This is a genomic window from Parasalinivibrio latis, assembly GCF_036825535.1.
Classification (GTDB): domain Bacteria; phylum Pseudomonadota; class Gammaproteobacteria; order Enterobacterales; family Vibrionaceae; genus Parasalinivibrio; species Parasalinivibrio latis.
Window position 1 is genome coordinate 743585 of the sequence record NZ_CP098813.1, and the last position, 13684, is coordinate 757268.

The 13684-nt window shown below is 50.7% G+C and carries 10 protein-coding genes; 6 read left to right on the top strand and 4 right to left on the bottom strand.

Annotated features, from left to right (window positions below; genetic code table 11):
- The first annotated feature begins 89 nt into the window (after positions 1-89).
- Entirely contained in the window at positions 90-2045 is a 1956-nt protein-coding gene (locus tag NF212_RS20425; protein ID WP_434362742.1) for a methyl-accepting chemotaxis protein, read from the top strand.
- Positions 2046-2113: 68 nt separating this feature from the next.
- Here the strand turns inward: NF212_RS20425 and NF212_RS20430 are convergent, their stop codons facing one another.
- Entirely contained in the window at positions 2114-3112 is a 999-nt protein-coding gene (locus NF212_RS20430) for a substrate-binding domain-containing protein (protein ID WP_434362744.1), read from the bottom strand.
- 117 nt (positions 3113-3229) lie between these two features.
- A complete protein-coding gene (locus NF212_RS20435) occupies positions 3230-4321 on the bottom strand; it encodes an ABC transporter ATP-binding protein (protein ID WP_434362746.1) in 1092 nt (363 codons plus the stop codon).
- A gap of 350 nt (positions 4322-4671) precedes the next feature.
- Here NF212_RS20435 and NF212_RS20440 point away from each other — a divergent pair, with 350 nt between their 5' ends.
- The 3 genes from NF212_RS20440 (at position 4672) to NF212_RS20450 (ending at position 7690) form a co-directional block, all read left to right on the top strand.
- The gene (locus NF212_RS20440) at positions 4672-5520 is read left to right on the top strand and encodes a carbohydrate ABC transporter permease (RefSeq protein ID WP_434363032.1); all 849 of its coding nucleotides are present in this window, start codon (positions 4672-4674) and stop codon (positions 5518-5520) included.
- Positions 5520-6371, top strand: coding sequence for a carbohydrate ABC transporter permease (locus tag NF212_RS20445; protein ID WP_434362748.1), 852 nt, complete (start codon positions 5520-5522; stop codon positions 6369-6371). The genes NF212_RS20440 and NF212_RS20445 overlap by 1 nt, the downstream gene beginning before the upstream one ends.
- A gap of 95 nt (positions 6372-6466) precedes the next feature.
- On the top strand, positions 6467-7690 hold the full coding sequence (locus tag NF212_RS20450; RefSeq protein ID WP_434362750.1) for an ABC transporter substrate-binding protein: 1224 nt from the start codon (positions 6467-6469) through the stop codon (positions 7688-7690).
- A gap of 62 nt (positions 7691-7752) precedes the next feature.
- Here the strand turns inward: NF212_RS20450 and NF212_RS20455 are convergent, their stop codons facing one another.
- Positions 7753-8847 carry an ABC transporter ATP-binding protein gene (locus tag NF212_RS20455; protein WP_434362752.1) on the bottom strand — a complete coding sequence of 365 codons (1095 nt, stop codon included), beginning with the start codon at positions 8845-8847 and terminating at the stop codon, positions 7753-7755.
- 352 nt (positions 8848-9199) lie between these two features.
- On the opposite strand from NF212_RS20455, the gene galM reads away from it, so the two are divergent.
- Positions 9200-10261 carry a galactose-1-epimerase gene (gene galM, locus NF212_RS20460; protein WP_434362753.1) on the top strand — a complete coding sequence of 354 codons (1062 nt, stop codon included), beginning with the start codon at positions 9200-9202 and terminating at the stop codon, positions 10259-10261.
- An 86-nt stretch (positions 10262-10347) separates the two neighbouring features.
- Positions 10348-10947, top strand: a complete 600-nt coding sequence (locus NF212_RS20465; protein ID WP_434362754.1) for a GNAT family N-acetyltransferase — start codon at positions 10348-10350, stop codon at positions 10945-10947.
- On the opposite strand, the gene aceE is transcribed toward NF212_RS20465, so the two are convergent.
- Positions 10948-13635 (bottom strand): pyruvate dehydrogenase (acetyl-transferring), homodimeric type, encoded by a 2688-nt coding sequence (gene aceE, locus NF212_RS20470; protein WP_434362756.1) that lies wholly within the window; start codon positions 13633-13635, stop codon positions 10948-10950.
- Between the last annotated feature and the right edge of the window lie 49 nt (positions 13636-13684).

The following is a 13684-nucleotide window of genomic DNA, read 5'->3' on the forward strand; positions in this document are numbered from 1 at the left end:
ATGGCATTAATCTCGTAAGTGGGCTAGATGTTAAACAACCGAAAATATTCAATTTATTGCACACTGAGGTTATTTTAGGGAGCGCGAGAATGTTATCTAAATTCAAATTAGCTCAGCAGTTGACCTTTTCTTTTGCTGCCGTATTAGGTCTGTTGTTAGTTGTAGCGGTGGTTGGATATCGCGGCCTGTCTGGAGGGTATCAGAACTTTACCGAATACCGAGGATTGGCGAGAAGCTCAAATCAATCGAGTGCAGCACAGTCTGCTCTTGTGACCGCACGATTGGATGTGCTTAAGTTTCTGAAAACTCAGGCACCAGAGCAAATTGATAAGTTTGATAATGGCTATCAGACTATCGTCGGCCTGCTTGATCAAATGCTGGATAATGACCAGAGTTCCACCCGAGATGCAATGCTTACTGAAGCCAGGTCAGGAATTGACGAGTATAAAGCAGCTTTTGAAAACGTAATTCAAGATTTTGCTAAACGGAATGAGGTTGTCAAAGGGCAGTTGGATCCGAATGGACTTGCGATGCGTCGACTGATGACAGAAATTATTGAGAGCGCCTATAGCAGGGGCGATCAGTCTACAGTGTTTTATGCATCGCGGGTTCAGGAAAAGCTGTTGCTTGGCAGACTGTTTGCAGCCAAGTATTTGATAAGTAATTCTGAGTCCGATTTCGACAGGTCGATGTTGGAGCTAAATGCCGTTAATGAACCGCTGGAAAATCTGTTGTCATCAATGTCCACTGCAGACAGGAATGATAAAGGGTCGAAATTTGAGAAAGCCCATGATTCATATATCGATGCTCTTGGTAAAGTGGCAAGCATCATCCGTGAACGAAACGAACGTATTAGCGGTACCCTTGATGTTATCGGTCCTAAGATAACCAAGATTCTTACAGACTTCAGTCTGTCGATTAAAGCCGCCCAGGATACTCTTGGCCCAAGGGCACAGTCAGAGAGTGAATCAGCTGTTGATTTCGTTATCCTAATCAGTGGATTTGCTGTACTGGCAGGCGTGGTGCTCAGCTATATGGTGACAAAAGCTATCCGCAAACCTATCGGTGGCGAACCTCGCGATATTGAAGCCATGGCTCGCAAGATTGCGAACGGTGATTTGACGATGGACTTTGGTGATACCTCCAAGGCAACCGGGATTTATGCCGCCATGGCGGAAATGGCAAACAGCCTCCGACAAATCATCGGGCAGTTGTCAGGTTCTGCGGATAGCCTCAATGGCGCCTCGAACACTCTCGTATCGGTTACCAATGATACCGTGCAGAACTCGGAGTCTCAGGCAGACCAGCTTGCTCAGACTGCGTCAGCCATGCATCAAATGACAATTACCGTTGATGATATTGCGAAAAACTCCCAGCAGGCTTCCGATATTGCGAACGTGGCGGATGGCCATGTCCGTGAGGGGCAGGCTGTGCTTGAAGATACCCGCTTGAGCATAGATAAATTGGTGACCAATATCGGTGATGTCAGCAATATCATCGAAAACCTCGAACGCGAAACGGAGAATGTGGGGAGCATACTGGATGTTATTCGGGGTATTGCGGAGCAAACCAATTTGCTGGCGCTTAACGCAGCGATTGAGGCAGCACGAGCCGGTGAACAGGGACGTGGCTTTGCAGTGGTAGCCGATGAGGTGAGAAGCCTGGCCAGCCGCACCCAGCAAAGTACGGAAGAGATTCAGGAGCTTATTGTCCGTTTGCAAAAAGAGTCAAAACGTTCTGTTGACTCCATGCGTTTGAATGTCCAGGAAGCCACAGATACATCCCAGAAGGCGCACAAGACCAGTGAAGCCCTTCAGGCAATTACGGAGTCTGTTGCCAGTATCCGGGATATGAGTCACCAGATTGCCGTCGCTGCAGAAGAGCAGAATACGGTGGTCACCAACATCAACAACAATGTCGAAGAGATCAACCATCTGGCGCGCAGTACAGCAACCGGGGCGGAGTCGGTAAGTGCTGAGGCAAATGGCCTGAGCAAAATCACTTCCGGTCTGAACCAGATAGTGGGTAAGTTCTCGATTTCATGATTGAGATATAAAATCTATCCGCTTTATCTCTATCAAAGCCGTACAGCATTTGTACGGCTTTTTTTCATTCAATTTAGGGAGCGGACGGAGTACCTTCGAACCAGTGTCGGTATAAACTGCAGCGTACCGGTTGGTGTTTCGCCTTTCGCTAATGAAAGGGAGAGGTGGAGAGCCTGTTCTGCCATCTGCTGGATGGGGTAGCGGATGGTCGTCAGTCTCGGTCGAATATAGCGTGCGATCAAGCCGTCATCAAAACCGATAACCGAGACATCACTGGGAACATGAATCCCATTGTCATCAAGGGCCGCGATCACCCCGGCAGCCATGGAATCACTGTAACATGCTACTGCTGTGAGACTATGGCCTCGTCCAAGAAGGTGAATCATTGCATGCTCACCGCCTTCCTCGTCTGGCTTCCCGTATGCGATAAAGTTATCCGTCACTTCAAGATTATTGGCTTTCATTGCATCCCGGTAACCCTGACACCGCGAACGGGAGTCCTCAATGTCATGGTCAGAGCAGATATAGCCAATTTTTGTGTGGCCGTTTTTGATCAGGTGTTCGGTCGCAAGGTAGGCGCCGCGGTAGTTATCCAGGCTGACACAACGGCTGCTGATAGCGTCTATACGGCGGTTAATCAGCACCATTGCCGGTTGTTCTTTGGCAAATGCGATGAGCTGTTCATCACTTAAACCTTTAGCGTGCACAACCAGCCCGTCAACGCGGTTGTTTATCAGCAGCTCAATCGCTTCTTTTTCATTTTTTGCATCATGGTAACCGTTGCCAATAAGCAGGTGCTTGCCCATGGGGCGCACGCAGTCATCAATCGATTTGACCATTTGGCCGAAAAAGGGGTCAGAAACATCGGCGACGGTGACACCGATGATATTTGAACTCTGGCTTACCAAGGCTCGTGCGGCTGCATTGGGACGGTATCCCACCTCTGCCATTGCTGCTTCAACAGAAGCGATAGAGGCTCTGCTGGCTTTGGGGGATTTATTGATTACCCGTGAAACCGTTGCCACTGAAACACCGGCAATGCGTGCAACGTCTTTGATTGTAGCCATGAAGTTATCCCTGAGTATATCAGCAGGATATTAAAGCTTATTTCACCCGATGCAGCAAACCTCCTAAAGGCCATCCCCCTGTTTTTGTACCTGAAATGTGCGCTTGAGGGAAAACGATTACACTTTTGAGGTCAAACTCATCCCTTCCCCGTTAAACAAATGGCATTTTTTCGGACTGAACTGAACCTCGATGCTTTGGTAGGCAGCCAGTGACGTGTCCCCCGGAATGTGAACCTTAAATCCATCATGTCCTGCAAACTGGCCGAACAAGTACGTACTGTTGCCCAGACGTTCAACCACTTCACTTTGTACAGTAATTGTTATGCCACCTTCTGACTCCTGGGTGATATGTTCCGGACGGATCCCTAGGGTTATGCGATCTCCCTCTGTTACAGGCAACCCGTTGGTATCAATAGTTACCGTCTGTCCATCCGGCATTTGAACTGTTGTGGTGGCACCAGATACAGCCTGCACTTCGACGGGGATAAAATTCATTTTCGGCGAGCCAATAAATCCTGCTACAAACTCATTGGCGGGGGAATGGTAAAGGTCAATGGGAGAGCCGACCTGCTCGATACGCCCATCACGTAACACGACAATTTTATCGGCCAATGTCATGGCCTCGACTTGGTCATGTGTTACATAAATCATTGTATTTTTTAGTTCCTGGTGAAGTTTTGCGATTTGGAGACGCATTTCCACCCGGAGCTCGGCATCCAGATTGGAGAGCGGTTCATCAAATAAAAACACTTTGGGGTCACGGACAATAGCCCGGCCAATAGCCACCCTTTGCCGTTGGCCTCCGGACAAGGCTTTGGGTTTCCTGCCGAGGTATTGTTCCAATTGGAGTGTTTTTGCCGCTGCGTTTACACGCCGGCTGATCTCTTCCCTGTCCACTCCATTCATTTTGAGCCCGAAGCCCATATTTTCTGCCACGGTCATATGGGGGTAGAGAGCATAAGATTGGAACACCATTGCAACGCCGCGCTCGGCGGGTTCTACGTCATTGACTACTTGCCCGTCAATTTCTATCACGCCGTCAGTTATTTCTTCGAGACCTGCAACCAGCCTGAGCAATGTTGATTTTCCGCAACCCGATGGACCAACAAACACCACGAATTCACCTTCATCGATGTCCAGGTTGATACCATGAATGGTCTGAATTTCTCCAAACCTTTTGATTATATTGGAAAGTTTTATATTGGCCATTAGTGCATCCCTGTCATGTTTAGGTGCTGATGAACGTACTGCAGAGCCCTTCTCAATCAGGACCTTTCTCATAAATTAGCTCACTGAATGAAATTACGTATCCGGTGAGATATTCGTCATATTTTGTAACATATCATTAAATTCTATTGGTGGAAACGTTTACATTGGTGGTTTTTTAAACTAGCTTACAAATTAGTGACCAGTTACACATTGTTAACATTTGGTCGAATGATATGAGTCTGGGTGACTCAGGGTTTGAGTAAAGCGGAGCAAAAAGTATGCAAAAGGCAGAAACATCGCCTTTGGGGGAATCGGGGATCAGCCGGCGCTCAGGACGGAAACGGATTGGGATGCAGTATACCCCGTGGATTTTTCTGGCACCGGCATTGATCCTGTTCACGACTTATGTGATTTACCCCATTTTTGACAGTATCTGGTTGAGCTTTTTTGAGTGGGACGGATTAGGGGAAAAGACCTGGGTGGGGTTGGATAATTACCGGGAGTTGTTTGACTCCGAAACCTTCCTTATCTCGCTTAAAAACAACTTTCTGTGGCTGCTGCTCTTTATGCTGGCTCCACCAGCGGGTTTGGCTGTGGCGTTGTTCCTTAACCAGCAGGTAAGGGGGATCCGGGCAGTTAAAGCACTGTTTTTCTTCCCGTTTGTTATTTCACAAGTTGTTGTTGGCCTGGTGTTTTCCTGGTTCTATGACCCATCGTCCGGCATTTTAAATCTGGTGCTTGGCTGGATGGGAATGGAGCCCGTTGCCATCCTGTCCAGTGAAGAGTATGTCACCTACGGAATTATTGCTGCCGGTCTTTGGCCTCAGATAGCCTACTGCATGATTCTTTACCTCACCGGCTTGAACAACCTCGACCCTGAGCAACTGGAAGCCGCCCGGTTGGATGGTGCAAAAGGGTTGAAGATGCTTTGGCATGTCGTCCTCCCCCAACTCAAACCGGCAACCTTTATTGCCATTGTCGTGACTGTGATTGGGGCCCTTCGCTCATTTGACCTCGTTGCAACCATGACTGCCGGTGGCCCATGGAGCAGTTCTACCGTGCTCGCCTACATGATGTATGAAGAGTCTATTTTCAACTACCGGATGGGTTATGGCGCGGCTGTTGCCGTGATGCTTTTCCTGATTATGGATATCTATATCGCTTACTTCCTATGGCGGATGATAAGGAGTGAGAAATAATGTTCCCTCAACCCATACAAAAAGCCGGACGGTTTACCCAGCTTTCTTATCGCACGGCGTTGCCGGTTTCTATCATCCTCTGGCTGCTGCCACTGATCGCTGTAATGCTCACGTCTATTCGCTCAATAGAGGACATTAATGCCGGTAACTACTGGGGCATACCGTCAGAGCTGATGATTATTGAAAACTATACCCAGGTATTTACATCCACCCCGATGGGGCAATACCTGCTTAACAGCATACTGATTACCCTTCCTGCGGTCTTCGGTGCCGTCGCGCTGTCCACTCTGGCAGGGTATGCCCTGGCAAAATACAAATTCAGGGCCAATATCTGGCTGTTCGCATCGTTTATCGCAGGTAACTTTGTTCCCTTCCAAATACTGATGATCCCGGTACGGGATCTCACCATTACCTTTGGCATCTACGATACCTACTGGGCACTAATCGTCTTCCACGTCGCTTTTCAAGCCGGATTTTGCACGCTGTTTATGCGCAACTTTATTGTTGGCATCCCCGACGCCCTTATTGAAGCAGCAAGGGTGGAAGGGGTCAGTGAATTCAAAATTTTCTGGTATGTGGTGCTTCCACTTGTACGCCCGGCATTAGCTGCACTTTCGGTACTGGTTTTTACCTTTATCTGGAACGACTTTTTCTGGGCGCTGGTGCTGGTCCAGAGTGATGAGGTGAGACCGGTGACGGCAGGTCTCAGCGCCTTGAAAGGGCAGTGGCTGGCATCCTGGCAGTACATTTCTGCTGGAGCCATTGTGGCGGCACTCCCACCGGTTGCTCTGTTCTTCACCATGCAGCGCCACTTTATTGCTGGCCTGACTCTGGGGGCGACCAAGGGGTAACAGTTTGTGACACCGGCGTGCTGAGGCGCGCCGTAAAGAGAAAACCAATACGACGTGAAATTTAACTAAAAAACGAAAACTGAAAGGGACCTGAAATGAAACTGAGAAATAAACTGGCTGCGGCATTGGCAGCAACATTAATAAGCGGAGCCTCATTTGCGGGCACGCTGGTGATTAACTCCAGCCAGTCAGATCCGGCACCAAAGGCAGCCTGGGCTGAAATAGTCGATAAGTTCTCCAAGGCAAACCCGGACATAGATGTGAAATATAACCTCTATGACCACGAAGCATACAAAACCACCATCCGGAACTGGCTGGTGACGTCACCACCGGATGTGGTGTTCTGGTTTGCGGGTAACCGAATGAAAACCTTTGTAGACCGCAACCTGTTTGAAGATGTGAGCGGCCTTTGGAAAGACAATGGTATGTACGACGATTTTGCCAGTGCAATTCCAGCCATGTCCGTAAACGGTAAACAGTATGGTGTCCCTTATTCCTATTACCAATGGGGTATCTACTACCGTAAAGATCTGTTCGACAAATTTGGCATCGGTGTACCGAAGAGCTGGGATGATCTTGTTGCAGCCTCAAAAACCCTCAAAGAAAATGGCGTCGCGCCGTTTACCATCGGTACCAAGTACCTGTGGACTGCTGCTGGCTGGTTTGACTACCTCAACATGCGAATCAACGGCCTGGATTTCCACATCGAACTGATGGACGGAAAAGTGCCATATACCGACCCCCGCGTTAAGGCCGTTTTCACCAAGTGGGATGAACTGGTTAAGCCCGGCTACTACATTGACAACCATACATCCTACAGTTGGCAAGAAGCCCAGTCGTTCCTTTACAAGGGCGAAGCAGCAATGTACCTGATGGGTAACTTCCTTGCGGCTAATTTCACTGATGAGATGAAAGAGAAAATGGGCTTCTTCCAATTCCCGGTTATCAACCCGGAGGTTGGCATGGCGGAAGATGCGCCAATGGATACCATCCATATTCCGACCAAAGCGAAAAACAAAGAAGATGCACGCCGTTTCCTGGAATTTGTCGCCAAGGCTGAAAACCAGCAACTTATCAATGAAGCTATGCTGCAAATCCCGACCAACAGCAAGGCGAAAGTGAAAGATGATCCTTTCCTTAATGCAGGTGTGAAGATGCTCGCCGAGGCGTCCGGTACCGCGCAGTTCTACGACCGTGACACGGATCCATCCATGGCAAAAGAAGGCATGAAAGGTTTTCAGGAGTACATGGTCTACCCGGATCGAATCGACAAAATCCTCAAGCGCGTAGACAAGGTACGCCAGCGTACTTTTAAGTAAAAACACCAGATAAGTAATACAACCAGGGCGGTGCAAGGCACCGCCTTTTACCTATCAGTTGTTTAAGGGGTAGGGGAGGTAAGGCTGATGCCATCCTGATCAAAAAGATGGCAACGTGAAACCGGGAAGTTTACCAGCAGTGATTCATTGCACATAACCTTGGAATCGCCGGGGAGTTGTACCCTGAACCCGGATTGGCCGGCATATTCCCCAAACAGATAGGTGCTGTTTCCCAATCGTTCAACAACATCACTTTTAAGGCGCAGGGTGATCTCGGTGTCGTCCCCAATTTCAATGTGCTCCGGCCTAATTCCCAAGTTTAGGCTGTCACCCTGTGACACCCCTGTCTTAGCGGTTTTGAGCCAGATTTGTTGTGTATCTGGAAGGGAAACCTTCACCCGGTTTTCTTCAGTTTCTGAAACCTGTACCGGGATAAAATTCATTTTGGGTGAACCAATAAAACCGGCAACAAATTCGTTGCGGGGCGAGTGGTAGAGCTCCATAGGTGTACCAACCTGTTCAACCTGCCCATTGCGAAGCACCACAATTTTATCTGCCAGAGTCATCGCTTCTACCTGGTCATGGGTCACATAGATCATGGTATTTTTCAGTTGCTGGTGGAGCTTGGCAATTTGCAGCCGCATTTCCACCCTCAGTTCAGCATCAAGGTTGGAAAGAGGTTCATCAAAAAGGAATACCTTGGGATCACGTACAATGGCCCGGCCAATGGCGACACGCTGACGCTGTCCCCCGGAAAGGACCTTGGGCGTGCGGTCGAGCAGCGGTTCCAGTTGGAGCGTACGTGCAGCCGACAAGACAATTTGGTCTATTTTTTCTTTCGGGACCTTGCTCATTTTCAAGCCGAAGCCCATATTCTCCCTGACTGTCATATGCGGATACAGTGCGTATGACTGGAAGACCATGGCAATCCCCCTGGCTGAAGGTTCGATATCATTTACCACGTTTCCATCAATGGCGATTTCTCCGCTACTGATCTCCTCAAGTCCCGCAATCATCCGAAGCAGTGTTGATTTTCCGCACCCGGATGGGCCGACAAAAACCACGAACTCCCCTTCTTTAATATCCAAATCAATACCATGGATGGTCTGGGCATCGCCGTAACGTTTAATGACATTGGATAAAGTGATATCGGCCATGAGTCTTTCCCTGAAAATTACTTTTCCCCGGCCGTATCACATACTGCCGAGCCGTTCCTTTTAAGGAGACATTCCCCCGAATGCATAATCTGTGTCAATGAATTCAAGGCAAGACATGTGGACTTGATCATCCGGTGCATACAAAAACGACCACCCTTGATTTAAATGCTAGCCACTTAATTAGACCAATAGGTCTAATTATGGGTTAAGAAGATACGTTCTGTTAACTCACTGAATTGGATTAGCCTGCCTATCAAGTGATGTCATTTTGAGATCATGGTTCCTGAAATCACCGCTGCTGCTGATAGTCTCTCCTGTCATCTTTTTGCCCGTCCTTAAACAGGAGACAGCCATGAATAACGACACTGTATTTGGCAACATGACGGGCAACTTTGTTGATGATGGCCTTCCTCCCCGTTTTTTTACCCTGCGCTCGCGAAAGGGAATGGAACTGACATTTATGGATATTGGTGCAACCTGGTTGAGCTGCCGTTTGCCGGTCAGGGGAACCCCGAGGGAAGTGCTGTTAGCCAGCCCGTCTCTGGATGCTCATTTCAGCCAACGTGCCTATCTGGGATCAACAGTGGGAAGATATGCCAACCGGATTGCTGGCGGGCGTTATTTCCATGAAGGGAAAACGGTTCACCTGGATATCAACCAGCCTCCCAACTGCCTGCACGGAGGCAGCCACGGATTCCATCGCAGGCGATGGCGGGCAAAGCAGGTTGATGACGGACTGGTGGTATTTTCCCTGGAATCCATGGATGGAGATCAGGGTTTTCCCGGCGCGCTGTGGGTGGATGTCCGGTTTGAGCTGATTGAGGATTTTTCCCTGTGTATCCACTACCAGGCCCAGGTCAGCAAACCGTGCCCGGTTAACCTGACCAACCATGCCTGTATTAACCTCGCCGGTGCAGAGAGCGGAGAGACGGTTTTCTCACACCAATTAATGATTAATGCCCGTCACTACCTGCCGGTAGATGCTACCCAGATTCCAACTGGGGACATAACACCCGTCGAGGGTTCGGTGTTCGACTTTACCCATGCTAAGCCCATCGGTGAGCGTATTGCCATGGAGCCTGAACAGATGGTTGCCAGCGGCTATGATCACACCTTCCTTCTGGATGAAAGCTGTCAGGACGGGCTGGCGCTGGCAGCCCGGCTGGAATCGCCGGATGGCTTTCTCGCAATGGAAGTAAAAACCACCAAACCGGCACTTCATCTCTATACCGGAAATCTGCTTGATTCCGCCGTTTCACGCCGGGGCGATCACTATTGCCGCTATGCCGGGCTGGCCCTGGAAACGCAGCTCTTTCCGGATGCTCCCAACCACCCGGAGTGGCAGCAGCCGGACTGCTTTCTCAAGCCGGATCAGATTTATCACTACCACACCATGTATCGTTTCTGTTTGTGAGGTTTATCCGTGATTTTTGGCAGTAATGGTGAGTTGTTATGCGTACAATCATTGCCAGAAATGTCCTTGTAAACGACTAGAGATTTATGCCTGCCAGGATTGATATTGACGCACTGAAACTGGGTCAGTCCGTGCCATTTGAAAGTGAGTACACACTAAGCTTTATCTGCCAGTCAGACCTGGCAGATATAATAGAAACGCTCCACGATGAAAAGGTGATTACCTTCCTTCATTTTGCGCCGTCACCCGATTCCCTTTATGAGGCGTATTTCCAGCCGATTATTGACAACACCGCTTCTCAAATCGAATGCGGGGAGTGGCCGGACACACCGACCTTTACTATCCGTGACATCGACGGTAAATACATGGGAATGACTGGCCTCCAGCCGGTGGTTTTCCTGGAAGGCAACTACGAAATCGGTTACCAGTTTGCCCGCCATGCGTGGGGCAAGGGGCTGGCAACGGCAGCCTGCCGGTTTGCCACTGCTTTTGCGTTTGAAAAGCTGCATGCGCATAAGGTGACAGCAGACTGCTACGCCGGGAACACCGGCTCTTCCCGTGTGCTGGAAAAAGCCGGATTCAGGTGTGAAGGGGCGCAAAAAGGGTACTACCGTATTCACAAAGGGTTTGATGACCGTCTGATTTACGGCATGACCGGAGAACAGTTTGCCATGTTGGGCGAATAATCAGCGGCTGACAGGGTCGTCTTTCTCTGGGGCGATCCCAAGCTCAGCAAACCACCTCTGAAAATCTTCTTCACTGATCAATCCCTCACCAGCAAGGCTGGACAGCGCCGCCCCGGCAATGTAACGCTCGCCTACCTCAAAATGATCCCGCAGCACGTCCCTTGCTTCACTGAGTCCGTAACCGTCAGTGCCGAGGCAGGTGTATGGAATCGGCATCCATTTGGCAATGCTGTTTGGCAGGGCTTTCATGTAGTCTGTTACCGCCACTGCGATCCCTCTGGACCCTGCAAACAGAGTGGCGATATTGGATGCCTTAACTGTAGCATCCGGGTCAATCCGGCTCCGGCGCTCACAGGCTTCTGCATTGCGGGCCAGTTCGGTGTAGCTGGTCATGCTCCAGATGTCGGCAGCAATGCCTCTGGCTTCCAGCCATGCTGCCGCTTTGATAACGTTCTGCATTACTGCACCGCTGCCCATCAGTTGCACCCGGCATTCACCCTTAATCGGGCTTTCCTGCCACAAATAACCACCTTTAATGACACCTTCAGCAATGGTCTCTTCCTTGCCATCTGGCAGCGCAGGCATCGGGTAGTTTTCATTGTAAAGGGTCAGGTAGTAGAAAATGTTTTCCTGCTCGGTGTACATCCGGCGTATCCCTTCGCGGATGATAAAGGCGATCTCATAGGCGAAGGCCGGGTCGTAACTCAGCAGGTTTGGGAACGTTGCGGCAAGAAGGTGGGAGTGGCCGTCCTGGTGCTGCAATCCTTCGCCGTTCAGGGTTGTACGACCGGCGGTTGCGCCAAGAAGGAAGCCTTTTGCCATCATATCGCCGCAGGCCCAGACCATATCGCCGACACGCTGGAAACCGAACATGGAGTAATAGATATAAAACGGGATGGTCGGAATACCATGCACGGCGTAGGCGGTACCTGCTGCCATAAATGACGCCATGGCCCCAGCTTCGCAAATCCCTTCCTGGAGTATCTGGCCGTCTTTGGCTTCGCGGTATGGCAGCATAGACTTGGCATCCACCGGCGTATATTGCTGTCCTTCGCTGTTGTATATACCGGCTGCACGGAACAGGGCATCCATCCCGAACGTGCGTGCTTCATCTGGTACAATCGGGACCACATACTTGCCGAGAACCGGCTCTTTGAGCAGTTTTGACAGCATCCGGACCATTGCCATGGTGGTCGATACTGCTCTGTCGCCGGAGCCGGACAACTGCTCAGCAAACAGGGAAAGAGAAGGTGGCTCCACCAGCGGGCAATCCGGCTTGCGGCTGGGCAGGTATCCGCCCAGTGCCTGGCGTTTTGCGTGAAGGTATCGCATCTCCGGGCTGTCCGCTTCCGGGACGTAAAACTCTGCGCTGGCGGCTGCGTCATCATCCAGTGGGATCCCGTGCTCCCTTGCTGCCTGGATACGCTCATCCGGGGTCAGGGTTTTCTTCTGGTGGACATCGTTATGCCCTTGCCCGCTCGGGCCCATGCCGTCACCTTTCACGGTTTTCACCAGAATGACGGTCGGTTTCCCGCTGGCCCGCATGGCTTTGTTGAAGGCAGCAAAGACTTTCTTGGGATCCTGCCCGCCACGTTTGATATGGCTGATTTCTTCATCCGTGAGGGAATTCATCATGGCTTCCAACTGAGGGTTCCCACCCACCCAGTGTTCGCGCTGGGCACCGCCGGACATTACAGAATACATCTGGTAGTCGCCGTCGCGGCACTCTTCCATCCGATGGCGGAGAATGCCGTGGTGATCCCGGGCGAGCAGGGCATCCCAGCCGCTTCCCCAAATCACCTTGATGACGTTCCATCCGGCTCCCCGGTAACTGCGCTCCAATTCCTGGATGATTTTCCCGTTGCCTCGCACCGGGCCGTCGAGACGCTGCAGGTTACAGTTCACCACCATCACCAGGTTATCAAGTTTTTCCCTGGCGGCGATGTTGATTGTGCCCAGTACCTCCGGCTCATCTGATTCCCCGTCACCGATAAAACACCAGATGCGGCCGCCGTTTTTTGGTTTCAGGCCGCGGTTTTCCAGGTATTTGGCGTAACGCGCCTGGTATATGGCACTGACGGTGGAAAGACCCATGGATGCATTGGGCATTTCCCAGAAGTCCGGCATCGAACGGGGATGTGGGTAGGAACACAATCCCCCGCCTTCCCCGAGCTCTCTGCGGAAGTTTTCCATCTGGCTGTCCGTCAGGCGTCCCTCAAGGTAGGCGCGGGCATAAATACCCGGTGCAGCGTGGGGCTGGGCAAGCACCATGTCTCCACCATAGTGTTTGGTACGGGCCCGGAAACAGTGGTTAAAGCCGGTTTCGAGTACGGTGGCGGCACTGGCATAGGTGGCAATATGGCCACCGACCCCGGTTCCCTGGTCATAGGCCTGCATTACCATTGCCATGGCATTCCAGCGGATAATGTTTTCCACCCGCTTTTCCATCTCCAGATCACCGGGGTAAAGGGGCTGTTCGCTGACGCTGATGGTGTTTATATAGGGCGTGTTGAGCGTCGCCTCATTTAACATGACGCCGGCCTGCAATGCATGATCCTGAAGAGTGCGGAGGATCTCGCGCACCCCGGCATCACCGAACTCATGCCGGATCACCTCAAGGGATTCGATCCACTCTTTGCGGTCTTCTTCCATTTCCTGCTTTAATTCGCTGAGATTACCGTATTCCATGTCTGCCCCTTAGAGGTGGATTGGATATGCGCCGCGCCGGTTTAGTGCT

Bases quoted from the DNA above. Each gene is read 5' to 3' on its own strand.
- NF212_RS20425 (WP_434362742.1), top strand. From the start codon at position 90: ATGTTATCTAAATTCAAATTAGCTCAGCAGTTGACCTTTTCTTTTGCT.
- NF212_RS20430 (WP_434362744.1), bottom strand. From the start codon at position 3,112: ATGGCTACAATCAAAGACGTTGCACGCATTGCCGGTGTTTCAGTGGCA.
- NF212_RS20435 (WP_434362746.1), bottom strand. From the start codon at position 4,321: ATGGCCAATATAAAACTTTCCAATATAATCAAAAGGTTTGGAGAAATT.
- NF212_RS20440 (WP_434363032.1), top strand. From the start codon at position 4,672: ATGCAGTATACCCCGTGGATTTTTCTGGCACCGGCATTGATCCTGTTC.
- NF212_RS20445 (WP_434362748.1), top strand. From the start codon at position 5,520: ATGTTCCCTCAACCCATACAAAAAGCCGGACGGTTTACCCAGCTTTCT.
- NF212_RS20450 (WP_434362750.1), top strand. From the start codon at position 6,467: ATGAAACTGAGAAATAAACTGGCTGCGGCATTGGCAGCAACATTAATA.
- NF212_RS20455 (WP_434362752.1), bottom strand. From the start codon at position 8,847: ATGGCCGATATCACTTTATCCAATGTCATTAAACGTTACGGCGATGCC.
- galM (WP_434362753.1), top strand. From the start codon at position 9,200: ATGAATAACGACACTGTATTTGGCAACATGACGGGCAACTTTGTTGAT.
- NF212_RS20465 (WP_434362754.1), top strand. From the start codon at position 10,348: ATGCCTGCCAGGATTGATATTGACGCACTGAAACTGGGTCAGTCCGTG.
- aceE (WP_434362756.1), bottom strand. From the start codon at position 13,635: ATGGAATACGGTAATCTCAGCGAATTAAAGCAGGAAATGGAAGAAGAC.